Source organism: Peteryoungia algae (assembly GCF_030369675.1).
Classification (GTDB): domain Bacteria; phylum Pseudomonadota; class Alphaproteobacteria; order Rhizobiales; family Rhizobiaceae; genus Allorhizobium; species Allorhizobium algae.
Window position 1 is genome coordinate 805,967 of record NZ_CP128477.1, and the last position, 24,208, is coordinate 830,174.

At 61.1% G+C, this 24,208-nt stretch carries 28 protein-coding genes; 20 read left to right on the forward strand and 8 right to left on the reverse strand.

Annotated elements, in window-relative coordinates:
• Positions 1-52: 52 nt before the first annotated feature.
• The 3 genes from QTL56_RS04140 to QTL56_RS04150 all read left to right on the forward strand — a co-directional run bounded on the left by QTL56_RS04140 (position 53) and on the right by QTL56_RS04150 (position 1,440).
• Positions 53-832 (forward strand): AzlC family ABC transporter permease, encoded by a 780-nt coding sequence (locus QTL56_RS04140; protein WP_245136933.1) that lies wholly within the window; start codon positions 53-55, stop codon positions 830-832.
• A complete protein-coding gene (locus tag QTL56_RS04145) occupies positions 832-1,161 on the forward strand; it encodes an AzlD domain-containing protein (protein ID WP_370660321.1) in 330 nt (109 codons plus the stop codon). The genes QTL56_RS04140 and QTL56_RS04145 overlap by 1 nt, the downstream gene beginning before the upstream one ends.
• Before the next feature lie 90 nt (positions 1,162-1,251).
• The gene (locus QTL56_RS04150) at positions 1,252-1,440 is read left to right on the forward strand and encodes a hypothetical protein (RefSeq protein WP_245136932.1); all 189 of its coding nucleotides are present in this window, start codon (positions 1,252-1,254) and stop codon (positions 1,438-1,440) included.
• Between the two features lie 33 nt (positions 1,441-1,473).
• Here QTL56_RS04150 and QTL56_RS04155 read toward each other — a convergent pair whose 3' ends face one another.
• The 4 genes from QTL56_RS04155 to QTL56_RS04170 form a co-directional block, all read right to left on the reverse strand.
• Entirely contained in the window at positions 1,474-1,893 is a 420-nt protein-coding gene (locus QTL56_RS04155) for an HIT family protein (RefSeq protein ID WP_245136931.1), read from the reverse strand.
• Positions 1,894-1,964: 71 nt separating this feature from the next.
• Positions 1,965-3,164: a GNAT family N-acetyltransferase gene (locus QTL56_RS04160; protein WP_245136930.1), complete on the reverse strand. Its 1,200-nt coding sequence runs from the start codon at positions 3,162-3,164 to the stop codon at positions 1,965-1,967.
• Between the two features lie 10 nt (positions 3,165-3,174).
• Positions 3,175-3,906: a glycerophosphodiester phosphodiesterase gene (locus QTL56_RS04165; protein ID WP_245136929.1), complete on the reverse strand. Its 732-nt coding sequence runs from the start codon at positions 3,904-3,906 to the stop codon at positions 3,175-3,177.
• Positions 3,903-4,373, reverse strand: a complete 471-nt coding sequence (locus QTL56_RS04170) for a RidA family protein (protein ID WP_245136928.1) — start codon at positions 4,371-4,373, stop codon at positions 3,903-3,905. The genes QTL56_RS04165 and QTL56_RS04170 overlap by 4 nt, the downstream gene beginning before the upstream one ends.
• A gap of 131 nt (positions 4,374-4,504) precedes the next feature.
• On the opposite strand from QTL56_RS04170, the gene QTL56_RS04175 reads away from it, so the two are divergent.
• The 14 genes from QTL56_RS04175 to lpxB all read left to right on the forward strand — a co-directional run bounded on the left by QTL56_RS04175 (position 4,505) and on the right by lpxB (position 18,731).
• Complete coding sequence (locus QTL56_RS04175; RefSeq protein ID WP_370660342.1) at positions 4,505-5,320, forward strand: cell envelope integrity EipB family protein; 816 nt, start codon at positions 4,505-4,507, stop codon at positions 5,318-5,320.
• A 190-nt stretch (positions 5,321-5,510) separates the two neighbouring features.
• Positions 5,511-6,278 (forward strand): 30S ribosomal protein S2, encoded by a 768-nt coding sequence (gene rpsB, locus QTL56_RS04180; RefSeq protein ID WP_245136927.1) that lies wholly within the window; start codon positions 5,511-5,513, stop codon positions 6,276-6,278.
• A 251-nt stretch (positions 6,279-6,529) separates the two neighbouring features.
• Positions 6,530-7,456 (forward strand): translation elongation factor Ts, encoded by a 927-nt coding sequence (gene tsf / locus QTL56_RS04185; RefSeq protein WP_229576277.1) that lies wholly within the window; start codon positions 6,530-6,532, stop codon positions 7,454-7,456.
• Positions 7,457-7,548: 92 nt separating this feature from the next.
• Positions 7,549-8,271: a UMP kinase gene (pyrH, locus tag QTL56_RS04190; protein WP_229576276.1), complete on the forward strand. Its 723-nt coding sequence runs from the start codon at positions 7,549-7,551 to the stop codon at positions 8,269-8,271.
• A 61-nt stretch (positions 8,272-8,332) separates the two neighbouring features.
• Positions 8,333-8,893 (forward strand): ribosome recycling factor, encoded by a 561-nt coding sequence (gene frr / locus QTL56_RS04195; RefSeq protein ID WP_245136926.1) that lies wholly within the window; start codon positions 8,333-8,335, stop codon positions 8,891-8,893.
• A 49-nt stretch (positions 8,894-8,942) separates the two neighbouring features.
• Complete coding sequence (locus QTL56_RS04200; protein WP_245136925.1) at positions 8,943-9,686, forward strand: isoprenyl transferase; 744 nt, start codon at positions 8,943-8,945, stop codon at positions 9,684-9,686.
• An 8-nt stretch (positions 9,687-9,694) separates the two neighbouring features.
• Complete coding sequence (locus QTL56_RS04205) at positions 9,695-10,528, forward strand: phosphatidate cytidylyltransferase (protein WP_229576471.1); 834 nt, start codon at positions 9,695-9,697, stop codon at positions 10,526-10,528.
• Positions 10,529-10,594: 66 nt separating this feature from the next.
• Entirely contained in the window at positions 10,595-11,728 is a 1,134-nt protein-coding gene (gene rseP / locus QTL56_RS04210) for an RIP metalloprotease RseP (protein ID WP_229576273.1), read from the forward strand.
• 195 nt (positions 11,729-11,923) lie between these two features.
• Positions 11,924-14,278, forward strand: coding sequence for an outer membrane protein assembly factor BamA (gene bamA, locus QTL56_RS04215; protein ID WP_245136924.1), 2,355 nt, complete (start codon positions 11,924-11,926; stop codon positions 14,276-14,278).
• Positions 14,279-14,328: 50 nt separating this feature from the next.
• A complete protein-coding gene (gene lpxD / locus QTL56_RS04220) occupies positions 14,329-15,393 on the forward strand; it encodes a UDP-3-O-(3-hydroxymyristoyl)glucosamine N-acyltransferase (protein WP_229576271.1) in 1,065 nt (354 codons plus the stop codon).
• Positions 15,386-15,853 (forward strand): 3-hydroxyacyl-ACP dehydratase FabZ, encoded by a 468-nt coding sequence (fabZ, locus tag QTL56_RS04225; RefSeq protein WP_006728455.1) that lies wholly within the window; start codon positions 15,386-15,388, stop codon positions 15,851-15,853. Before lpxD ends, fabZ begins: the two co-directional genes overlap by 8 nt.
• Positions 15,850-16,665, forward strand: a complete 816-nt coding sequence (gene lpxA, locus QTL56_RS04230; protein WP_245136923.1) for an acyl-ACP--UDP-N-acetylglucosamine O-acyltransferase — start codon at positions 15,850-15,852, stop codon at positions 16,663-16,665. The genes fabZ and lpxA overlap by 4 nt, the downstream gene beginning before the upstream one ends.
• A 3-nt stretch (positions 16,666-16,668) precedes the next feature.
• Entirely contained in the window at positions 16,669-17,559 is an 891-nt protein-coding gene (locus QTL56_RS04235) for an LpxI family protein (RefSeq protein WP_245136922.1), read from the forward strand.
• Positions 17,556-18,731: a lipid-A-disaccharide synthase gene (gene lpxB / locus QTL56_RS04240; protein WP_245136921.1), complete on the forward strand. Its 1,176-nt coding sequence runs from the start codon at positions 17,556-17,558 to the stop codon at positions 18,729-18,731. The genes QTL56_RS04235 and lpxB overlap by 4 nt, the downstream gene beginning before the upstream one ends.
• Before the next feature lie 3 nt (positions 18,732-18,734).
• On the opposite strand, the gene QTL56_RS04245 is transcribed toward lpxB, so the two are convergent.
• Both QTL56_RS04245 and QTL56_RS04250 read right to left on the reverse strand, forming a co-directional pair.
• The gene (locus QTL56_RS04245) at positions 18,735-19,925 is read right to left on the reverse strand and encodes a GTP-binding protein (RefSeq protein ID WP_245136920.1); all 1,191 of its coding nucleotides are present in this window, start codon (positions 19,923-19,925) and stop codon (positions 18,735-18,737) included.
• A 94-nt stretch (positions 19,926-20,019) separates the two neighbouring features.
• Positions 20,020-21,150 carry a zinc ABC transporter substrate-binding protein gene (locus QTL56_RS04250; RefSeq protein WP_245136919.1) on the reverse strand — a complete coding sequence of 377 codons (1,131 nt, stop codon included), beginning with the start codon at positions 21,148-21,150 and terminating at the stop codon, positions 20,020-20,022.
• 99 nt (positions 21,151-21,249) lie between these two features.
• On the opposite strand from QTL56_RS04250, the gene znuC reads away from it, so the two are divergent.
• From znuC to QTL56_RS04265, 3 genes are read left to right on the forward strand one after another with little or no spacing between them, the layout of a single operon-like run.
• The gene (gene znuC, locus QTL56_RS04255; RefSeq protein WP_245136918.1) at positions 21,250-22,131 is read left to right on the forward strand and encodes a zinc ABC transporter ATP-binding protein ZnuC; all 882 of its coding nucleotides are present in this window, start codon (positions 21,250-21,252) and stop codon (positions 22,129-22,131) included.
• Positions 22,121-22,936 carry a metal ABC transporter permease gene (locus tag QTL56_RS04260; protein WP_229576264.1) on the forward strand — a complete coding sequence of 272 codons (816 nt, stop codon included), beginning with the start codon at positions 22,121-22,123 and terminating at the stop codon, positions 22,934-22,936. Before znuC ends, QTL56_RS04260 begins: the two co-directional genes overlap by 11 nt.
• A gap of 4 nt (positions 22,937-22,940) precedes the next feature.
• Entirely contained in the window at positions 22,941-23,348 is a 408-nt protein-coding gene (locus tag QTL56_RS04265; RefSeq protein WP_229576263.1) for a Fur family transcriptional regulator, read from the forward strand.
• Between the two features lie 12 nt (positions 23,349-23,360).
• Here QTL56_RS04265 and QTL56_RS04270 read toward each other — a convergent pair whose 3' ends face one another.
• On the reverse strand, positions 23,361-23,888 hold the full coding sequence (locus QTL56_RS04270) for a gamma carbonic anhydrase family protein (protein WP_245136917.1): 528 nt from the start codon (positions 23,886-23,888) through the stop codon (positions 23,361-23,363).
• A gap of 16 nt (positions 23,889-23,904) precedes the next feature.
• Positions 23,905-24,177 (reverse strand): hypothetical protein, encoded by a 273-nt coding sequence (locus QTL56_RS04275; RefSeq protein ID WP_370660322.1) that lies wholly within the window; start codon positions 24,175-24,177, stop codon positions 23,905-23,907.
• Positions 24,178-24,208: the final 31 nt, after the last annotated feature.

The following is a 24,208-nucleotide window of genomic DNA, read 5'->3' on the forward strand; positions in this document are numbered from 1 at the left end:
CCGTGCCGGGCGCAAAGCCCGGCACTTTCTTTTTGCCGATCCGGAATTTCAGATGTCTTCGGCTCCCTCCGATATTTCACAAATGCGGTGGTTTTTCACCGGCATGCGCGGACTCTTCAGTCTGCCCGCGATCATCCTGATGATCTCCTTCGTGGGTTTTTCGGCTTTTGCCCTGCAATCCGGCATCACGCGCGCCGAGGCCATGTTCATGACGGCGACCGTCTGGGCATTGCCGGCCAAGATGATCCTGATCGGCACGATGACAAGTGGTGCAAACCTGCTCGCGATCTTTCTTGCCGTCTCGCTGTCATCGATCCGCATGATGCCGATGGTGGCCTCGCTGGTGCCGGAAATGCGAACCGAGCGCACGCCGACATGGCTCCTGCTCCTCTTGTCCCATTTCATCGCGATCACGGCCTGGGTCTTCGCCATGGGGAGTTTCAAGACCGTGCCGCGGGAGGCGCGTGTCTCCTATTTCGCCGGGTTCGGGATTACGCTGGTAACGGTCAACACCATCCTCGTCGGCGTATGCTACGGGCTGGTGGCGAGTTTCCCGCCAGTCGTGGCGGGTCTCCTCTTCTTCCTCACGCCGGTCTATTTTATCGCTTCGATCTGGGCGACCGGACGGCAGTCCGTCGTCAAGGTCGCCTTCGTCGTCGGCATCGTCTCAGGGCCGCTTCTGGCGGCCGTTGTGCCAGGCTTTGATATCCTGATCGCCGGTCTCGGTGGCGGGACTTTGGCTTATCTCTTCGATCGCTACGCGATCCGGGGCGGCAAGGCCTCGGCGATCGCGGAGCCGATAAAGGACGAGCCGGTGGAGGAGCTGGTCTGATGGTGGATTACTGGCCCTATGTCGTCATCATCGTCGCCGGCTGGCTCGCGACCGATATGTGGCGCTGGCTGGGCGTCATTGCCGGAAATCGTCTGCGGGAGGGCTCCGAGGTGCTGAACTGGGTGAGGGCGGTTGCGACCGCGCTCGTCATGGCAGTAACCGCGAAACTGGTCGTCTTTCCCTCAGGCATGTTGGAAAACTCGCCACTCTGGCTCAGGTTGGCGGCCGCAGGTCTCGGCTTCGCAGCCTTCCTGCTCTCGGGCCAACGCGTCGTCGTCGGGGTCGTCGTCCCTCTGGCAATCCTGGGGGCTGGCCTGCTCTGGCTCTGAGATCGCATGCGATCACAGACGCGTGTGATCGCTGGATTTGCCACATTTCGCCTCCCAGATCGTGAATATCGGTCAAGAAAGGAAAGCGAAATGTCCAAGGTAGTACGCTTCCGAACACTGAAGCACGGCGATCCGCCCCGGTTCAAGGTTCTCCCGGAAGATCTGCGCAAACGGTCTCCTCGGATCCGCGCAACCCATTCGCCCCGTGCGTTCCCGATCATGCTTCTCGCGCTCGTCGGGGCCGCGGTCGCACTGGTGCTTGGTGGGATTGTCGGCTGACCTTGACGTTTGGCCACCATTGACGGCGCCTGTTCAGAGCGCAGCCTTGATCTTCTCCGCCTGAGCCTTCAGCACCTCGACATCGGCCATGCCACCGGCATGCGGTTTGAGCGGCAAGCCGTCATGCCTTGGGATCACGTGAAAATGCAGGTGGAAAACGGTCTGCCCGGCTGCGGGCTCGTTGAACTGCGCGACAAAGACGCCGTCGGCCTCGAAGGCCTCTTTCGCCGCATTGGCGAGTTTCTGTACGACCGGCATGAGCTTCGACAGCACGGCCGGATCGGCATCGAGCAGGTTGCGCGATCCAGCCTTCGGGATCACGAGAAGATGGCCGGGCGCCTGCGGCATGACGTCCATGAAGGCGAGCGTGTCTTCGTCTTCGTAGAGTTTGACCGAGGGAATGTCGCCGGCAAGGATCTTGGCGAAGATGTTGTTCGGATCATAGGCGGTCATGGTCGTCTCCTCGATTGTCCGGGCCACTTAACGGCAAGGCACGCCCCGCTTCAAGGGAGGGACTGTGCCTCTCAACCATCGAATTCCTCGCCTTCGCGCAGTTGGCGCTCACCTTTTCGGAAGGGGGTGTGTTCGCCGAGAAATTCGCCGATCTGCGCGACCTCGCGACGTTCCTGTTCGAGATAGTCCGCCACGGCACGACGCAGTCCCGGATGCGTGATGAAATGGGCGGAATGGGTGATGACAGGCTCGTAGCCGCGCGCCAGCTTGTGCTCGCCTTGAGCGCCGGCCTCGACGCGGGCGAGGCCCTTCTCCAGCGCAAAGTCGATAGCCTGATGATAGCAGACTTCGAAATGCAGGAAGGGGTGATCCTCGATGCATCCCCAGTGGCGACCGTAGAGGGCATCTGCGCCGATGAAATTGATCGCGCCGGCCACATAGCGCCCGTTGCGCTTCGCCATCACCAGCAGGATGTCGTCGGCCATGCGCTCGCCGACCAGTGAATAGAACATGCGGGTGAGATAGGGGCGCCCCCACTTGCGGCTGCCGGTATCGATATAGAAGTGGAAGAACTGGTCCCAGATCTCTTCCGTCAGGTCACGGCCTGTCAGCCAGTCGATGCTCAATCCGTTTTCGAGTGCTGACCGGCGTTCCTTGCGCAGAGTCTTGCGCTTGGACGAAGACAGCTCCGCGAGAAAAGCCTCGTGGTTCGTATAGCCCCGATTGATGAAGTGGAACTGCTGGTCAGTCCGGTGCAGGAAGTTGGCTCCCGTAACGGAGGTCAGCTCCCCTTGCGTAAGGAAGGTAATATGCGCCGAGGAGAATTCGAGTTCTTGCGCAACCTGCCGGAGCCCCTGGGCAAGGAGAGACTGGACCCGCATCACATCCTCGCCCTGGCGCACCAGGAGCCGCGGCCCGGTTGCAGGTGTAAAGGGGATGGAGGCTTGCAGTTTCGGATAGTAGCGTCCGCCGGCACGCTGAAAGGCGTCTGCCCAACCGTGGTCGAAGACATATTCGCCCTGGCTGTGGCTCTTGAGGTAACAGGGGATTGCACCGATCAGGCGCCCCTGTTCCTCCAGCAGAAGGTGATGGCCCATCCAGCCGGTCTCGGCCGTGGCCGAGCCCGAGTCTTCAATGGCCGAGAGGAAGGCATGCGAGGTGAAGGGATTGTAGCCGGCCCCGGAACGGCACGCTCCGGAGAGCAGGCCCCATTCGCTGGATGAAATCTCCTGAAAGGAGCCGACTACGCGGATCGTCACCTCGTCTGCCATGGATCTCCCGTCAGGCGATCGCCGGCGACTGGCGCGGGTCGAAGCCTTCGAATGTCATCTGATCAGCATATTTATAGGTCTGCGCCCGCATGATTTCATCCCTGACGGTCCAGGTAATCACAGGTGTGCCCTTTTCACGCAGGCCCGTGACGAACTCATTGGGCAGATGCGCGACGCAATAGGAGGTGAAATCGAGGCCGAGTTCCATGGCCTCCGCATGCGCGGCAAAGTTCTCCGGCTTCATGCCTTCCGCCGTCAGGCCGACCGGCCAGGGGCACTCTGCGAGTTTGAGGGCGCGCAGCAGGTGATAGTCGAAGCTCATCAGTGCGACCTTGCCCTCATAGCCTTCGAGCACCTCAAGCACGTCCTCGATAAAGCCGTCGTCATGTTCGGCATCGATCCCCTTGAGTTCGATCACCAGCGGAACCTGACCCTTCACCAGGTCGAGCATCTGGCGAAGCGTCGGGATCTTGTCCTTCGTCCCGCCAATGGACAGCATGCGCAATTCGCCGGCGGTGCGCTCACGCACTTCACCGGTCATATTGCAGAGACGTTGCAGGTCATGGTCGTGGAAAACCATCGGCACGCTGTCGGAGGAAAGCTGGATGTCACATTCGATGGCAAAGCCTGCCTCGATCGCCCGGCTGAAAGCCGAAAGCGTGTTTTCCCAGATGGTCTTGTTCATGTCGTGGTAGCCGCGATGGGCAATCGGCAGATCCTTGATCCAGTCGGCGCGGCTCACTGGGCAATCTCCAGGATGGCATCGATCTCGACGGCCGCATTCAGCGGCAGCTGCGCCACGCCGACGGCAGCGCGGGCATGTTTGCCGGCGTCGCCGAGCACATTGGCAATCAGATTCGAGGCGCCGTTGATGACCAGGTGCTGCTCGACGAAACCGGGCGCGGAGGCGACGAAGCCGTTGAGCTTGACGACCCGGGTGATACGCGACAGGTCGCCGGAAAGGGCAGCCTTGGCCTGAGCCAGGATGTTGATTGCACAGAGCTCGGCCGCTCTCTGGGCATCTGCGAGAGCGACATCGCCGCCGACCAGACCGATCACGGCCACTTTTCCGCCTTCAATTGGAAGTTGGCCGGAGAGAAACAGCAGGTTTCCGCTGATCACATAGGGCACGTAATTGGCGGCGGGGGCAGCCGCTTCCGGCAGGCTGATGCCCAGTGCTGCAAGGCGGCCGTCGATTGTGTCGGACATGGTCGATTCCCGGTCTGTTGATAAAAGGTGAGAAACTCGTGGCGACGAAAAGCATGTCTCGCTTTTGCCGGATGTGTTCTTATAACATCGAGGACGAGTCCAACAGGAGGGTGTCGATGTTTCCTTTGCGAATGGCGGTCCGTGCGTCGATGGCGCTTGCTGCCGTGGGCGCCACGGGGGCGGCGGCATCTGCGGCGACTGTCGGCCTCGTGCCGCACCGCGCCGTCTACGAAATTGTGCTGAAAGAGGCATCCGACCGCTCGGGCATCGAATCCGTGCGCGGGCGCATGGTCTATGAATTCAGCGGCTCGGCCTGCAAGGGATTCAACACCCAGTTTCGTTTTGTCACGCGCATCGACGTCGGCGACGGCGTGCGCGTCACCGATCAGCGCTCGACCACCTTCGAAGACGTGTCGGCTGGCAAGTTCCGATTCGAAAACAAGTCCTTCACCGACGACCAGTTGGACAAGGACGTGAGCGGCGCTGCCGCCGAAGCCGATGGCAAGGTCAGGATCGAACTCACCGGACCCGACAAGCGTGATATCGAGCTTGCTGACAGCCGTTTCCCCGCCGAGCACATGCTCGAAGTGATCTCCCGCGCCCGCAAGGGCGAGCAGGTCTTCGAATCACGGATCTTCGATGGCTCCGAAGATGGTGACCAGACCTTCCTGACCACCACGATCGTTGGTGGACCGAAGAAGTCGAGTGCTGCGGATCCGGAAGCCAAGGCCCTGGCGTCCCTTGGAACGCAGCAGTACTGGCCTGTCTCGATCGCCTATTTCGACGAGAAGACAAGAGGCGACCAGGTGCCGATCTACAGTCAGTCCTTCAAGCTTTACGAGAATGGCGTGACACGTGATCTCACGCTCGACTACGGTGATTTTGTCCTGGCCGGCAAGCTGACCAAGCTTGAAGTCCTTGGCAAGCCGAACGGCGATTGCCAGTAATCGGCAGAGGCCGCGGTATATTCGCCGCTTCCACACTTGATTTTTGGCCGTCGCACCTGTATGGCCCGCATCATTCCACACGCGAGGCTTGGGATCGACAGGGAGAAATCCTGCCGCTTCCGCCCGGTGGCAGGCCGAAAGGTCTGCTGTTTGCCTCGCGGGGGTTCAACCGGAAAAAGGAGAAAAAGGCATGGCATTGCCTGATTTTAGCATGCGTCAGCTTCTGGAAGCTGGCGTTCACTTCGGTCACCAGACGCACCGCTGGAACCCGAAGATGAAGCCGTACATCTTCGGCGATCGTAGCAACATCCACATCATCGACCTGGCTCAGACCGTTCCGATGCTGTCGCGCGCCCTGCAGGTCGTGTCCGACACCGTCGCTCGTGGCGGCCGCGTCCTCTTCGTCGGCACCAAGCGTCAGGCTTCGGAAATCATCGCTGACAGCGCCAAGCGTTCGGCCCAGTACTATGTCAACTCCCGCTGGCTCGGCGGCATGATGACCAACTGGAAGACCATTTCGAACTCGATCGCCCGTCTGCGCAAGCTCGATGAAATCCTGTCTTCGGAAGTATCTGGTTACTCCAAGAAGGAGCGCCTGAACCTTGAGCGCGAACGCGAGAAGCTTGAAAAGGCTCTCGGCGGTATCCGCGACATGGGCGGCACCCCCGACCTGATGTTCATCATCGACACCAACAAGGAAAAGATCGCGATCGACGAAGCCAAGCGCCTCGGCATCCCGGTTGTTGCTGTCATCGACTCGAACTGCGATCCGGACCTCATCGACTATCCGATCCCGGGCAACGACGACGCTTCGCGCGCCATCGCTCTCTACTGCGACCTGATCTCGCGCGCTGCCATCGACGGTATCGCTCGCCAGCAGGGTTCGTCTGGTCGTGACATCGGCGCCTCTGCCGAAGCTCCGATCGAGCCGGCTCTCGAGACCGAAGCAGAAGCTTGATGCTTCGAACGCGGCGGACCTGATCCGCCGCGCCCCGTCAAGGGATACGGCCGCCCGAAAGCTCGTCTGAGCCTCGGGCGGCCTCGCAATTCCGGCGACCTGTCACCGATACGGTCCTGAATGCGTTCAAGGTTTTCGTGGTGACCTGCTTCATCACGTTGTCACACTTCCGGGTACATTTCGTCCCCCAAACAGCATGCTCCGGGATCACGATCGGCTGGCGCATCGCTTGAACAGACAAGAGGCACACAATGGCTGAAATCACTGCAGCACTGGTTAAGGAACTGCGCGAAAAGTCCGGCGCAGGCATGATGGATTGCAAGAAGGCTCTCATCGAGAACGACGGTGACGTCGAAGCCGCCATCGACTGGCTGCGCGCCAAGGGTATCGCCAAGGCCGACAAGAAGTCGGGCCGCACGGCCGCCGAAGGCCTGGTCGGCATCAATGGCGCCGGCACCTCGGCCGTTGTCGTCGAAGTCAACTCCGAAACCGACTTCGTTGCCCGTAACGACGCCTTCCAGGACCTCGTCCGCGGCGTGGCTTCCGTTGCCATCGGCACCGACGGTACCGTCGATGCGATCAGCGCTGCCACCTATCCGGCCAGCGGCAAGTCGGTTGCCGACACCATCAAGGACGCAATCGCCCATATCGGCGAGAACATGACGCTGCGCCGCGCCGTCAAGCTCTCGGTCGAGGATGGTGTCGTCGCGACCTACGTCCACAATGCCGCCTCCGAAGGCCTCGGCAAGCTCGGCGTGCTCGTTGCGCTGAAGTCGACCGGCAACAAGGACGTTCTGGCTGCCATCGGCCGTCAGGTCGCCATGCACATCGCTGCGACCAACCCGCTTGCCATCCGTTCGGAAGAAGTCGATGCCGCCGTCGCCGAGCGCGAGCGCAATGTCTTCATCGAACAGTCGCGCGCCTCGGGCAAGCCGGACGCCATCATCGAGAAGATGGTCGAAGGCCGCATGCGCAAGTTCTTCGAGGAAGTCGCGCTTCTGTCGCAGGCTTTCGTCATCAACCCGGATCTGACGGTCGGCGACGCCATCAAGGCTGCCGAGAAGGATGCCGGCGCTCCGATCGAAGTCACCGGCATGGCTCGTCTGCTGCTCGGCGAAGGCATCGAGAAGGAAGAGAGCGACTTCGCCGCCGAAGTGGCTGCTGTCGCCAAGGGCTGATCGCCCTATCCTTTCAAGGGAAAACATCGGGCATCGCGTGACAACGCGGTGCCCTTCGTGTATCCGGCACTGAATTGAATTCGGGAGCACTCATGTCCGTCAAGCCATTGTTCAAACGCGTCCTCCTCAAGGCTTCCGGCGAGGCCCTCATGGGAAGCCAGGGCTTCGGGATTGATGTCGCGGTGGCAGATCGGATTGCCGGCGACATCGCAGAAGCCCGGCGCATGGGCGTGGAAGTCGGCGTCGTCGTCGGCGGGGGCAACATCTTCCGCGGTGTGGCTGTCGCCTCCAAGGGCGGCGATCGGGTGACCGGCGACCATATGGGCATGCTGGCAACCGTCATCAACGCGCTGGCGCTTGCCACGTCCCTGCGCAAACGCGACATCGATACGGTCGTTCTTTCGGCGATCGCCATGCCGGAGATTTGCGAGAGCTTCTCGCAGCGCGCCGCCTTGCACCATCTGGCGCAGGGCAGGGTGGTAATTTTTGCAGGCGGTACGGGCAATCCATTCTTCACCACCGATTCCGCTGCGGCATTGCGCGCAGCCGAGATCGGTGCCGAGGCGATCTTCAAGGGAACACAGGTGGACGGGATCTATTCCGCCGACCCGAAGAAGGAACCAGACGCCACCCGCTTCGACCGGCTCACGCATGACGAAGTCCTGCAGAAGGGGCTCGCCGTCATGGATGTTGCAGCTGTCGCCCTGGCGCGCGAAAACCACATACCGATCATCGTCTTCTCGATCCATGAGAAGGGTGGCTTCGGCGAAATCCTGTCCGGCGCCGGTCTCATGACCATCGTCACCGACAACTGATCAAAATGAATGGCGGACATCCAGTGATGCCGCCGGCTGAAAGAGCAATGGGAGAACCATGATGACCGCAGGGGTTGATCTCAACGACATCAAGCGCCGCATGGACGGTGCCATCAACGCATTCAAGAACGATATCGCGTCGCTGCGCACGGGCCGCGCCTCGGCCAATATCCTCGATCCGGTTATGGTCGAAGCCTATGGTTCGCGCGTGCCGCTGAATCAGGTGGCCAACGTGACCGTGCCCGAGCCGCGCATGCTGGGTGTCTCGATCTGGGACAAGTCCATGGCCAACGCTGTCGACCGTGCGATCCGCGAAGCCAATCTCGGCCTCAACCCGATCATGGACGGGCAGAACCTGCGCATTCCTCTGCCGGAATTGAACGAAGAGCGCCGCAAGTCGCTCGTCAAGGTCGCGCATGATTACGCAGAGAAGGCCAAGGTTGCCATCCGCCACGTCCGCCGCGACGGCATGGACGGCCTGAAGAAGGCCGAGAAGGATGGCGCTATCAGCCAGGACGACAGCCGTTCCCTGTCCGAGAAGGTGCAGAAGATGACCGACGAGACGATTGTCGACGTCGACCGCTTGCTCGCGGACAAGGAAAAGGAAATCATGCAGGTTTAAGGCAGAGTCGTCTTTCGCCGTACTCTCCGAGCCGCCTGGATCCTCGCCAATGTCGACAATTCATCATCGCATCGTTCCGCAGCATGTTGCGATCATCATGGATGGCAACGGACGCTGGGCGAACGCGCGCGGCTTGCCGCGAACCCTTGGCCACCGCAAGGGGGTCGAGGCGGTCCGTGAGACGGTAAAGGCAGCAGGCGAGGCCGGGATCTCGGTTCTGACCCTGTTTGCCTTCTCGTCGGAAAACTGGCGGCGACCGGAAGCCGAGGTCAACGAACTCTTTGGTCTCCTGAAAGCCTTCATTCGCCGTGATCTGGCCGAACTGCACCGGTCGGGAGTTCGTGTCCGCGTCATCGGAGACCGGCTGAACCTCCGCGACGACATTCTGTCGCTCCTTCTCGAAGCGGAAGAGACGACGGCCGACAATACGGCCATGACCCTCGTGATTGCCTTCAACTACGGATCGCGTGACGAGATCGCACGGGCTGCGGCACGTCTGGCGGTCGAAGTGCGGGCCGGCAGGCTCGATCCGTCCCAGATCGATGCACAAAAGCTCAACGACTTTCTCGATACGGCCGGCATTCCGGATCCGGATCTGGTGATCCGCACGAGCGGCGAGGAGCGTCTGTCGAACTTCCTGCTCTGGCAGGCGGCCTATGCCGAGCTGATGTTCGTGCCCGACTTCTGGCCGGATTTCACGCCGGCACTGTTCGACAGTGTCCTGGAACGATACGCGGCGCGCGACCGTCGCTTCGGTGGTCTGTCGGACAAAGCCGTGGCGGTTGGCTCATGAGCTTGACCATGTCGCGCGAGCTTCAGCTCAGGATCGTCTCAGCCATCGTCTTGGTCGTGGTGGTTCTCGCCGCGACCTGGTTTGGCGGCCTTGCCTTCAAGGCTCTGGCTGCGGCGATCGGTCTGCTGATCTATTACGAGTGGTCCACCATCACACGCCTTGCAGAGGGCAGCCTCAGGTCGAACGCTTTCGGCTGGTTGTCGATGGCGTTGATCAGCCTGAACATGCTCTTCGGAGAGGCCGACATGACAGTGCCGCTCTTTGCCGGCCTTGTCGTAACCATGGCCATTCCGTCCTTTCTCGGCCGCGTGAGCTGGTGGCAGTCTGGCGGTCTGTTCTATGCCGGCCTGAGCGCCATTTCGCTTTCCGCGATCCGGGGTGAGGATTCTCTCGGCTTCATCGCGATGCTTTTTGTCTTCGTCGTTGTCTGGGCGACAGACATTCTGGCTTACTTCGTCGGTCGGGCCGTCGGCGGTCCCAAACTTGCCCCGCGCATATCACCCGGCAAAACCTGGTCAGGCGCCGTTGGTGGCACCGTGGCCGGTGTCGCGGGTGGAATTCTGGTCGCCATGGCCCATTTTCAGGATGTCGGATTGTGGGTCGGGCTGGTGGCGCTGGCGCTGTCGGTTGCAAGCCAGATCGGCGACCTCTTCGAGTCCTTTATCAAGCGGCGATTTGGAGTGAAGGATTCGAGCAAGCTGATTCCAGGCCATGGTGGCGTGATGGACCGCGTCGACGGCCTTGTATTTGCCTGTTTTGCCGCGTTTTTCTTGGCCATCGGCAGTTCTGCCGGAAGTGCCAATGCTGTCGTGTCCATGGGAGCCTTCCTCTTCGGTCTTTGAGGATCGATTCAATCCGGCAACCGACGGCGCCAACCTTCGCCATGAGCGAGATCAGGATACGGATAGATGGATCACATCAGCACAATCTTCAGTTTCCTCGGCGGATATATCCTGCCTTACATCCTGATCCTGTCTGCGCTCGTTTTCATTCATGAATTGGGTCACTACCTTGCAGGGCGCTGGTCGGGCATCCGGATTCTCGCCTTCTCGGTCGGCTTCGGCCCTGAGCTGGTCGGCTTCACTGACAGTCACGGAACCCGCTGGAAGATATCGGCAATCCCGCTTGGCGGCTATGTGCGCTTCTTTGGTGACGCAGATGCTGCCAGCCGTCCCGATGGTTCGATGGTCGAAGAACTGACCGAGCAGGAACGCGCCCAGACACTGAACGGTGCCAAGCTGTGGAAACGCGCCGTGACGGTTGCCGCAGGCCCGATTGCCAATTTCCTGCTCGCCATCGTCATCTTTGCCGGCATGTTCGCGACCATGGGCAAACCGGTGTCGGATCCGGTCGTCGCCGACATCAAGCCTGGCAGCGCAGCTGAGGCTGCCGGGATTGCGCGCGGCGACGTTCTGGTGGCTCTCGATGGTCGCATCATCGAAACCTTCGACGATGTTGTGCGCTACATCACAATGCGGCCGGAAATTCCGGTCGAGGTCACGGTCCGCCGCGATGGTCAGGAGGTCGATTTCGATCTGGTTCCGCATCGGGCCGTAACGACCGATCGCTTCGGCAACGAGATGGAAGTCGGGCAGATTGGCATCATCACCGACCAGCAGGCCGGCAACTTCCGGATCGTGCAGCTATCGCCGGTGGAAGCCGTCTGGGAGGGCGTGCGTCAGACCGGCCACATCATTACCGGTACATTCGATTATATCGGCAACATGATCGCCGGCCGCATGAATGCCGACCAGCTGGGTGGGCCGGTCCGGGTCGTGCAGGCTTCCGGCCAGATGGCGACGCTCGGCGTTATCGCTCTGTTAAATCTGGCGGCGGTTCTTTCCGTTTCCCTGGGGCTTTTGAATTTGTTCCCAGTTCCGGTCCTTGACGGGGGCCATCTGGTTCTCTACGCGATTGAAGCAGTACGGGGGAGGCCGATGGGGCAGGGCGCACAGGAAATCGCATTCCGGATTGGTATGGCGATGATCCTGTCTCTGATGGTCTTCGCCACCTGGAACGATATCAGCCGTTTGATTGGCTAGACGGGGGAGCTTGCAAGCCGGGAAAGGATTTGTTTACGATGTTTCAAATCGATAGTGGCGATTGGGCCACGTGTTGAAATGAAGTAAACAGAAATTAACTCGCGCACTTGCTTGTAGGGTAAAACCCGTTAAAACCACACACGGGCCGGAGTCGGGTGCCGACTGCGGGGCAATTGAAGAAGGTATAGTATACACATGAAGGCTGGTTCAAAGTTTTTGAACGCAGTATCGGCGGTCGCGCTGTCTGCTGGTGTCGTGTCTTCGGGCGCAGGTATTGCCGTTCTTGCATCGGTGGTTGCTGCCGAAGCTGCAGTTGTTCAGCGTATTGATGTGCGCGGTGCTCAGCGTGTGGGTGCGGAGGCTGTACGCTCCAATATTTCGATCCAGCCGGGTCGGACCTTCTCCAACTCCGACATCGATGAATCGGTCAAGCGTCTCTACGCGACCGGCTTCTTCTCCGATGTGCAGATCTCTGTATCCGGCGGCACGCTCGTCGTGACCGTTGCAGAAAACCAGCTGATCAACCAGGTCGTCTTCAACGGCAACCGCAAGATCAAGGACGACAAGCTTCAGGCCATCGTCCAGACCCAGGCGCAGGGTCCATATAGCGACAGCCTCATCAGCGCGGACATCGAGCGCATCCGTGAAGCCTATGCCGCGATTGGCCGCAGCGACGTTGAAGTGACGACGCAGGTCGTGACCGTGGCCGAGGGCCGCGTGAACCTCGCTTTCGTCGTCAATGAGGGCGAGCGCACGAAGATCAGCACGATCAATTTCGTTGGCAACAGCGCCTATTCCGACGGTCGCCTTGCCGCCGTCCTGCAGACGAAGGAATCGGGTGTCCTGTCCTTCCTGACTCGCAAGGATGTCTACAATGAGGACAAGTTGCGCGCCGATGAAGAATTGCTGCGCCAGTTCTACTACAACCATGGCTATGCCGACTTCCGCGTGATCTCGTCCGAGGCCGTGTTGAGCGAGACCGGCAACGAATACACGATCAATATCACTGTCGACGAAGGTCAGCGTTACCGCTTTGGTGCCGTTTCGGTCGAGTCGACCGTCGACGGTATCGACGGTTCCGAGCTGCAGGGTCTTCTGGAAACCCGCGAAGGCAACACCTACAGCGCCCGCGATGTTCAGAAGTCGATGGAAGCCATTTCGCGCCGCGTCTCGTCGGCTGGTTATCCTTTCGCTCGCGTCGTTCCGCGCGGTGACCGCAATTTCGAGACCAACACCATCGGCGTGACCTATCTCGTCGACCAGGGTGAGCGCGCGTATGTCGAGCGCATCGAGGTTCGTGGCAATACCCGTACCCGCGACTATGTTATTCGCCGCGAGTTCGATATTTCCGAGGGCGACGCCTTCAACCAGGAAACCATCTCCCGTGCCAAGCGCCGCCTGGAGGCCCTCGGCTTCTTCGCGTCCGTCAACATTTCGACCCAGACCGGCAGCTCGCCGGACCGCGTCGTGGTCATCGTCGATGTGCAGGATCAGCCGACCGGTTCGTTCGGCATCGGTGCCGGTTATTCCGTCGGTGACGGTGGTCTGGTTCTTGAAGCGTCTGTCGAAGAAAAGAACTTCCTCGGCCGCGGCCAGTTCATCCGCCTCGCGGCCGGTGGTGGTTTTGACGACACGCAGACCTACAACTTCTCTTTCACCGAGCCCTATTTCCTCGGTTACCGTCTGGCCGCCGGCTTCGACCTCTTCAAGAGCTCGACCAGCAGCAACTCGGAATACGATTACGAAGAGCAGGGCGGCACGATCCGCGTGACCGCGCCGATCACCGAAGATCTGGCAACGACTCTGCGTTACACCTACAAGACCATCGATTACATCAATGATGGCGCGTTCGGGACCGACGGTGTTGCCGGCACAGCTGACGATACGATCGCAGATCCCTATATTGACGCGATCAGCGGCAGCACCTGGAAGCAGTCGATCCTCGGTCATTCGATCGTCTACAACACGGTCGACGATCGCCAGAACCCGCATGAAGGCATTTATGCAAGCTTTACGCATGAATATGCCGGCCTCGGTGGCGATTCCGAATACTACAAGGCTTACATCCGCGCCCGCATGTTCTACACGCTGTCGGACGAGTTCGACATCGTCGGCTCGTTGGCCGGTTCGGCTGGTCACGTCGTCGCTCTCGGCGACAACCTGAACGTCTTCGAGCAGTTCAAGATCGGCGGCAAGGAAGTTCGCGGCTTCGACAACAGCGGTATCGGCCCGCGTATGGGTGACGACTCGATCGGCGGCACGACCTACTTCGCAGCCTCCGCCGAAGCCACTTTCCCGCTTCCGATGGTCCCACAGGATCTGGGCTTCCGCGGTGCAGTCTTTGCCGACGCCGGAACACTGTTCGGCAGCGACCTGGCGAGCGATGGCGGTGCCCAGGGGACGAGCATGTCGCTCCGTGCTTCGGTTGGCGCAGGTGTGATCTGGAATTCGCCCTTCGGCGCTCTTCGTGTCGATTACGCGGTTCCGGTCGCCAAGGAAGACTTCGACGAGACCCAGGAATTCCGCTTCAGCATGGCGAACCAGTTCTAAGGCTGGTGGTCCAGAACTGCTGACAGTTTGACGTTCTGGAGCGTTTGCTGATGGAGCATAATCATTTCTTTCCGCCCCATTCAGGGGTGACCTTGGCTGCGCTTGCGCAGCAGACGGGGGCGGAATTGCAGGACGAGAGCCATGGTGAGCGGATCGTTCGATCCGTGTCGCCGGTGGCGCGCGCAAAGGACGGGGATGTGTGCTACATCCTCTCCCGCCGCAACCGTGATGAGCTGGCGACATGCCAGGCGACGGCGATTTTCTGCGAAAAGCCGCTTCTGTCCCTAATCCCCGCACATATTCCCGTTCTGGTCGCCAAAAGTGCCCATACCGCATTTGCGCTTGCAGGCGCTCTTCTGCATCCTCAGGGGCTGAAGCCGGCGCTCACGACATCGGAGCCGGCGAAGATTTCGCCAGCGGCCTATGTCGATCCTTCCGCAAGTCTGGAGCCCGGCGTCGAGATCGAGCCAATGGCTGTCATCGGTGCCGATGTCGAGATCGGCAGCGGGACGCGTATCGGGCCTGGCGCCGTTATCGGGCCGGGCGTCCGCATTGGCCGCGACTGCGTGATTGCCGGTGGCGCCACAGTCCAGGTCGCCCTTATCGGTAACAATGTCATCATCCACAACGGTGCCCGCATCGGCCAGGACGGCTTCGGCTATGCGCCGGGTCCCCGTGGCATGCTTAAGATCGTCCAGGTTGGCCGCGTCATCATCCAGGATCACGTCGAGATTGGTGCCAACACCACGATCGATCGTGGCACCATGGACGATACCGTAATCGGCGAGGGCACCAAGATCGATAATCTGGTCCAGGTTGGTCACAACGTTCGCATCGGGCGTCATTGTGGCATTGTGAGCCAGGTTGGCATTGCCGGCAGCACGGTCATCGGGGATGGGGTCATGATTGGCGGCGCCGCCGGCGTGAATGGTCATATCAAGATTGGCGACGGCGCACAGATTGCCGCCATGAGCGGCGTTCTTGCAGACGTGCCCCCGGGCGAGAGATACGGCGGTGTTCCGGCCCGCCCGTTGAAGGATTATCTGCGCGAGGTAGCGGACACATTGAGCCGCTACGACGGCCGCGCCAAGGACAAGGGAGCCAGCAATGACTGAACTCGCGAAGAGCGAATTGGGATCGGCTGATATCCTCGAGATCATGAAGCTTCTGCCCCACCGCTACCCCTTCCTGCTGGTGGACAAGATCATTGAGATCGACGGTGACAATTCTGCCATCGGCATCAAGAACGTCACGGCCAACGAGCCGCATTTCACCGGCCATTTTCCGGAAAGCCCGATCATGCCCGGCGTGCTTCTGATCGAAGGCATGGCGCAGACCGCCGGCGCGATCTGTGCCCGGTTGCAGGGCGAGGGTGGAAATCTCGTCTACTTCATGACGATCGACAATGCCCGCTTCCGCAAGCCGGTTGTGCCGGGTGATCGGGTCGAATTCCACGTCGTGAAGCAGAAGCAGCGCGGCAATATCTGGAAATTCCATTGCGACGCCAAGGTCGACGGCGCACTGGTCGCCGAGGCCGACATCGGTGCCATGATCATGCGCAAGGATCAGAAATGAGCCAGATCGCCGCAAGCGCCGTCATCCATCCGATGGCCGTGGTCGAAGACGGCGCGGTGATCGGTGAGAATGTCCGGGTTGGACCCTTCTGCCGCGTCGGTCCACGTGTCACGCTGAAGGACGGTGTCGAGCTCCTGTCGAACGCTGTCGTGACCGGATTGACCGAAATCGGCGCCGGCACGCAGATCCACCCGATGGCCGTGATCGGCGGTGTATCGCAGAGCCTCCACGAGGCGGGCGAAGATTCCAGACTGGTCGTCGGCGCGAACTGCACAATGCGCGAAGGCGTGACGATGAACTGCGGCACGGTTGGCGGCGGCGGTATTACGCGGGTCGGCGACAACTGCCTGTTCCTCGCGAATTCGCATGTCGCGCATGACTGCATTCTCGGCAGCGGGATTATTCTCTCCAACAATGTCATGCTCGCCGGGCATGTCCGCGTCGAGGACAAGGCCATCCTCAGTGGCGGCTGCGCCGTGCATCAGTTCGTCCGTATCGGTCGTCAGGCGTTCATCGGCGGACTGTCCGCCGTCGCCTATGATGTCATTCCCTATGGCATGCTGAATGGGAACCCGGGCATCCTAGGCGGCCTCAATGTGGTCGGCATGAGCCGGTCCGGCATCGAGCGTTCGGTCATCCATCAGGTCCGTCGCGCCTTCAAGCAGATCTTCGAGAGCGAAGGCTCGGCCCGTGCCAATGCAGCCGCGATCCGCGACGAATATCTCGACTGCCCACCGGCGATCGAAATCCTCGACTTCATCGCGGCTGAAAGCGACCGGGCGCTGTCTTCGCCCCATCGCGGCAAGACCTGATCCATGACGGCGGCCGCGCACCGTGACGGCCTGCCGCGGACCGGTCGCCTCGCGATCATCGCTGGCAGCGGAAAACTGCCGCTCTTCCTGGCCGAGGCTGCACGCGAGGCAGGCGAAGATCCATTTGTTCTCAGACTGAAAAATGAGGCCGACGACATCTGGCAAGGGTTCGACACCGCGGTGATCGGCGTCGGCGACATGGCAGGCCTTTCCGCCCTGTTCCGTCAGCATGATATCCGTCGGGTTGTGATGTCGGGTGCCGTCAAGCGACGCCCGGCCTTTGGCGATATCCGGGTCAATTGGAAATCCCTCCTGAAACTTCCCAGTGCGCTGAAGACCCTGCTGGCCGGCGGTGACGATGCCGTGTTGCGCATGGTGATCTCGCTGATCGAAGCGCAGGGCTGCGAAGTGCTCGGTGCACACGAGATCCTTCCAGGTCTGCTGGCAACGGTTGGACCGCTCGGGTCGGTTTCCCCGGACGCGGATGCGTTGAAGGATATCGGCAGGGCAGCGGATGCCGCCGAGACGCTAGGCAGGCTCGATGTCGGGCAGGGGGCGGTTGCAGTCGGTGGCCGCATCGTAGCCCTGGAAGGCGTCGAAGGAACCGACGCCATGCTGGCCCGGGTGCAGGGATTGCGCGCAGAGGGCAGGATCTCGCAACGCCGCAAGGGCGTTCTGGTCAAACTCTGCAAGCCGCAGCAGGATTTGCGGGCAGATCTGCCGACCATAGGGGTCTCGACTGTTGCGAACGCCAAGGCCGCAGGGCTCGCTGGCATAGCCGTCGAAGCCGGGCGGGCGCTCGTGGTCGAGCGCGACGCGATGATCGTGGCTGCGGATGCTGCCGGCATTTTCGTCGTCGGCATAGACCGGTCAAACAAGGAGCTTGGATCGTGAGCGATAAACCGCTGAAGATCGCCGTGATTGCCGGCGAAGTCTCCGGTGACTTGCTCGGCGCGGATCTCATCGCGCAAGTCAAGGCCATGCATCAGGGACCCGTCGAACTCGTCGGCGTCGGCGGTGACGCGCTCGAGGCGCAAGGCTTGAAATCGATCTTCGATTTTTCCGAGCTCTCGATCATGGGCATTACCCAGGTCCTGTCGAAACTGCCGCGCCTCATCAAGCTGATCTCGCTGACGGCGGATGCGATCATCAAGGCAGAGCCTGATCTGCTGTTGATCGTCGACAGCCCGGATTTCACCCATCGTGTGGCCAGAAAGGTGCGGCAAAAGCTTCCCGACCTGACCGTGGTCAATTATGTCTGCCCGAGCGTCTGGGCATGGAAGGAATACCGCGCCAAGGCCATGCTCGACTATGTCGATGCGGTGCTGGCGGTCCTGCCCTTCGAGCCTGCCGTCATGCAGCGGCTCGGCGGTCCGGAAACCTATTTCGTTGGCCATCGTCTATCGAGCCACGCCGATATCCGGCGCGTTCGCGAATCCCGCAAGGCGAGAGGCGCAAGAGCGGAGGGCGAGGGCCGCACCATTCTCCTGTTGCCAGGGTCACGTGGCAGCGAGATCACCCAGCTTTTGCCGGTCTTTGGCGAGGCCATGCAGGAGTTCGTCGCCCGCAATGGCGAGACGCGTTTCGTCCTGCCGACCGTCGCGCGACAGGAGGCGCGAGTGCGCGAGATCACCCGGGACTGGGCACTCAGGCCGGAGATTGTCCTTGGCGACGATGCAAAGTGGCGCGCCTTCGAGGAGGCGGACGCTGCGATCGCCGCCTCCGGCACTGTGATCCTGGAACTCGCACTTGCGCATGTGCCCGTCGTCTCCACCTACCGGGGCGACTGGATCATCCGCCTCCTCGCCAACCGTATCAAGATCTGGACCGGCGCTCTGCCGAACCTCATCGCCGACTATGCCGTGGTCCCGGAATATTTCAACGACGTGCTTCGACCGGCAAGCCTTGTGCGTTGGTCGGAGCGACTGTCGCTCGACACGCCGCAGCGCGCAGCGATGCTGAGCGGATATGACGACGTCTGGCGCAAGCTGCAAACAGAACGGCCCGCCGGTGAAACCGGCGCGGCGGTTGTTCTGTCCGTCCTGCAAAAGCGCGGAAAGATCTGATCCTCAGGCCCAACGGGCGAAGGGGTCGGCAAGTCCTTCCCACGCGGTCGGCGTAAATGCACTCGCGGATACGAGACAATCGTCCAGTTCGGCGGTGATCCGGTGCTGATCCATCTGATCAGCACCGATGAAGACGATCTCCTGCCGCCGGTCCCCCCATTCCTTGTCGAGATAGGGCGTCATCGCGTTGAGGAAGGCCGGGTCGTCGGGCCAGCGAGATTTCGGCACAGACGCCCACCACAATCCCATCTTGGTCGTCCGGACGAGCGGGCCGGCCTGGCTCAATTCCCCGACATGATGCGGGCGTGTGGCGAGCCAGAAGAAACCTTTCGCACGGATGACGCCCGGCCAGGAGCGATCGAGAAAGGCCCGGAAGCGGGTTGGGTCGAACGGGGCGCGGGCGCGGTAGACGAAGGAGCGGATCCCATATTCCTCCGTTTCTGGCAGATGATCGCGGAAGCCGTGCAGTTCCTGGAACCACAATTGATGCGTCTCGGCGTTGGCAAAATTGAAGAGCCCGGTCCCGAGGATGTCCTTTGCCGCCACATGGGCAAAGTCGGTCTCGATGACGCGGGCATCGGCATTCAGACCCGCAATGATCTTGCGCGCCGCATCGAGCTGCTCGGAGGTCGCCGTGCCGACCTTGTTGAGAATGATCACATCGGCGAATTCGATTTGTTCGACGAGCAGATCGACCAGTGTTCGATTGTCGTTTTCGCCAGCAGTCTCGCCGCGATCGGCAAGAAAATCGCTCGAGGAATAGTCGCCGATGAGATTGGCGGCATCGACGACCGTCACCATCGTGTCCAATCGGGCGATGTCGGAGAGGCTTCGGCCCTCGTCGTCGCGAAAGTCGAAGGTGGTGGCAATCGGCAGGGGTTCGGCTATGCCGGTCGCCTCGATCAGCAGATAATCAAAGCGTCCCTGTTCGGCGAGTCCGCGCACCTCGTTCAAGAGGTCGTCCCGCAATGTGCAACAGATGCAGCCATTGCTCATTTCCACCAGTTGTTCCTGCGTGCGGGAAAGCGCAGCGTCCCCGCCACGCACAAGCGCCGCATCGATATTCACCTCACTCATGTCGTTGACGATCACGGCGACCCGCAAACCGTCGCGATTGGCGAGGACATGGTTGAGCAGGGTCGTCTTGCCGGCCCCCAGAAATCCGGAGAGCACGGTTACGGGAAGCTTTTTCATGGAATGCCTCAAGCTAATGTAATAACATAACACGATCAGGCCGGAAAAAGGCGGAACCGAGGTTCCGCCTTTCGCGCCCGGGGGAGGGGCCAGATTATTGTGAGAGGCAGTCGCTCATGGCGGTGGCAAGATTGCGCATCAACTGGCCGTAAAGGGCTGGTCCAGCCTCGAGCGCACCGCCCTCGGGATCGAGAACACCAGACTTGGCCTGCGTGCCTTCGGTCACAACGCCGATCAGCTTTGGTTCGAACTGCGGCTCGGCAAACACGCAGGCCGCACCGAGCTCCTCGATCTTGGCATGGATGGTCGACAGCCGCTCGGCGCCCGGCATGGATTCAGGGCTGACGGTGACCGATCCTGCCACTCGCACGCCATAGCGATTCTCGAAATACTGATAGGCATCGTGAAAGACGATGAAGGGCTTCTCGAGCACTGGTTTCAACTGAGTGGCAATCTCCGTGTCGAGCGCCTGGATTTCGATATCGAGAGCAGCGAGATTGGCCTCATAGGCAGTCTTGTTCACGGGATCGGCCTCGCTCAGGCTCTTGGCGATTGCGGCTGCCATGGCCTTGGCATTGGTCGGGTCGAGCCACAGATGCATGTCGGTCCCGCCATGCCCTTCTTCGGCGTGATCGTGCGCCTCCGGAGCATGGCTCTCGTGTCCGTGGTTATCGCCGGCCTCTGCGGCGTCTTCCGCCGCATGGTCGTGTCCGTCTTCATGGGCGTGCTCGGCTTCACTGTGATCTGGCTTGCCGGCTTCTTCAGCGCCGTGATCATGAGCATGATCCTCGCGGCCTTCATGGGCGTGACCCTCGTCATTCTCGCCATCTTCAGCTTGCTCGCCGTGGTCGTGCCCCTCAAAGGCGCCGCCCTCGCGAAACGACAGCTTGGTCAGTCCTGGCGTGTCTTCGAGCTCGACCACCTTGGCCTTCTTCGGCAAAGCCTCCAGTGGCTTGTCCAGGAACGCTTCGAGGCCCGGGCCAATCCAAAACACGAGATCTGCATTCTCCAGCGCGCGGGCGTTCGATGGCTTCAGTGTGTAGGTGTGCGGGGAGGCCGCACCCTCGACGATCAATGAGGGTTCGCCGATGCCCTTCATGATCGAGGCGACGAGCGAGTGCACGGGTTTGATCGAAACCACGACATCAGGAGCCGCCGAGGCGAGGGTGGGGGACAGGAAGAGAAGCGTTGTCGAGGCAGCCAGTCCAAGGCGATTGCAGGTCATGCAGAGCTCCCAATGTCGTTATGTAATACAATTACGTCCGTTGCGTAATGCTATAACGTGTGGCATAGGAGGTGGCAATATGAAAATTTCGAGAAACCCATGAATGCCATGAAATCAGGGGAGGCCGCACCGCTGGTGTCACTCGCTGGCGCTGGTGTCTACCGCAACGGGCGTTGGCTCGTACGCGGGGTGGACTTCTCCGTTCGCCCGGGCGAAATCGTCACGCTGATCGGCCCGAACGGCTCAGGCAAGTCGACAAGCGCCAAGATGGCCATTGGTGTCATGAAAGCCGACGAGGGGAGGGTCGAGCGCAAGGCCGGCCTGCGGGTCGGATACGTGCCGCAACGTCTGGCGGTCGACTGGACGATGCCGCTCACCGTGCGGCGCCTGATGACCCTGACGGCGCCTCTGCCGGCGGAAGAGGTTGACGCAGCACTCCAGGCTGTCGGTATTGCGCATCTGGCCGGGGCCGAGGTTCAGCATCTCTCCGGCGGGGAATTTCAGCGGGCCTTGCTTGCCCGTGCCATGGCGCGCAAGCCGGATATCTTGGTCCTCGACGAACCGGTCCAGGGCGTCGATTTCTCAGGCGAGATTGCGCTGTATGACCTCATCACATCCATTCGCAATGCGACCGGATGTGGCATCTTGCTGATTTCGCACGACCTTCACGTGGTCATGGCGGAGACCGACACGGTGATCTGCCTCAACGGTCACGTCTGTTGCCGGGGAACACCGGCTGCCGTCAGCCAGAGCCCGGAATACATGCGGCTCTTCGGCGCCAAGGCAGCGCAAACGCTCGCCGTCTACAGCCATGAACATGACCACACGCACCTGCCCGATGGCCGCGTGCAGCATGCTGACGGAAGCGTGACGGATCACTGCCATCCGGAAGATGGCCACCACCATGGCCATGATCACCACGAAGACCATGACCATGGCCATGGCCACCATAAGAACCGAGAGCACGATCATGCTGGATGACTTTTTCGTCCGCGCCATGCTCGCCGGCATCGGTCTTGCGCTCACGACCGGGCCGCTCGGCTGTTTCGTGATCTGGCGGCGGATGGCCTATTTCGGCGACACCATGGCCCATTCGGCCCTGCTTGGCGTGGCGCTCTCGCTCTTCTTTTCACTCAACCTCATGGTCAGCGTCTTCGTGGTCGCTGCGCTCGTCTCGCTGATCCTCATCGTCCTGCAGAAGCGACAGGGGCTTTCGGCGGATGCGCTGCTCGGCATCCTCAGCCACGCGACCCTGGCAATCGGCCTTGTCATGGTCGCCTTCATGACCTGGGTCCGGTTCGACCTCATCGCTTTCCTCTTCGGCGACATCCTGGCCGTGACGCCGACGGACGTCGCCATCGTCTGGATCGGTGGCCTCTTCGTGGTAGCCATCATTGCCTGGCTCTGGCGGCCGCTGCTCGCCGGCACGGTCAATGTCGAACTCGCCGAAGCCGAGGGCATGCAGCCTGAGCGGGCGCGGATCATCTTCATGCTGCTGATGGCACTCGTGATTGCCATCGCAATGAAGATCGTCGGCATCATGCTGATCACCTCGCTGCTGATAATTCCGGCCGCCGCGGCCCGACGGTTTGCCACGACGCCGGAAGTCATGGCGGTGCTCGCTTCGGTGATCGGGGCCGTTTCTGTCGTCATGGGTCTCTTCGGCTCGCTGACCTATGACACGCCGTCCGGACCCTCGATCGTGGTCGCCGCGCTCCTGCTCTTCATCATCAGCCTGTTGCCCCGACCGGGCGGCCGGACAACCGACCTTCGACCGAGGGCCTGACCCCATGACCAAGACCGATCTCACGCGCAATCAGTCACTCGTCTTCGACGCGCTCGTGGACAGCGACGGGCCGCTCTCGGCCTATACGCTGCTTGATCGGCTGAGGGAGCATGGTTTTCGCGCGCCGCTGCAGGTCTACCGTGCGCTCGACAAGCTCGTCGAGTTCGGCATGGTCCATCGGCTTGAAAGCCTGAATGCTTTTGTCGCATGCGCGCATCCGCATGACGGCTGCTCGGGGCACGGCACCGTGGCCTTCATGATCTGCAACAAGTGCGGTCATGTGACGGAGTTTCACGACCATGACGTCGATCATCGGCTGGAAACCATTACCCGAAGCCGCAGCTTCAAGCCGGAAAAGACAACGATCGAGATCAGGGGATTGTGCGCGACCTGCACCGAGATCGCGGCCTGACGGCGGCAGCGCCTAGAGGGGCTGCAGATCCGAGGCAAAGCGGCGCCAGTTGCGCACATAATTCTGGGCAGAAAGCCTCAGTCCCGCAATCGCCGCGTCGTCGAGCGTCCGCACGACCCGTGCCGGTGAACCGACGATGAGGGAATTGTCCGGGAAACTCTTGCCCTCGGTGATCAGCGCATTGGCGCCGACGAGGCAGTTGTCGCCGAGCCGGGCACCGTTCAGCACCGTTGCGCCCATGCCGATCAGTGAGTTGTTTCCAATTGTGCAGCCATGAATGATGGCATGATGGCCGATGGTGCAGCCCTCGCCGATCTTCACGCCCTTGCCGGGATCGGTATGCACCATCACGCCATCCTGGATGTTCGAACCCTTGCCGATCACGATCGGATCGTTGTCGCCACGCAGAACTGCCCCGAACCAAATGTCGACATCATCACCGATCTGCACATCGCCGATGACCTGCGCATTCGGTGCGATCCAGTACGCGCCTGTGGGCGGCAGTTTCGGAACCCTGTCTCCCAGACGGTAGATCGGCATCGTCGGATCCGTGTCCTCAGCGCAGGCGCAGGATGACCGGGAAGCGCCCGGCCTGGGACGAAATGTGGAGATGGATGCTGGCTTCCGGTTGCGAATACCGCCAGGCGCGAGCCCCGTGCGACAGCAGAAGTCCGATCAGATCCTTGGTCTTGGAACGCTTCTCCCGAAAGCCGATCTCGGTGAGACGGTAGGCCGCTTCATGGAGCGGGTGCAGCATGTTGTTCGCGGACGTCAGGCCACTATTGTCCTGATCATCGACGGGTTGGTATCTGAAGTCTTTCGTTGCCATTCCGTATTCCTCGTAAACAGTACAAGTCGAG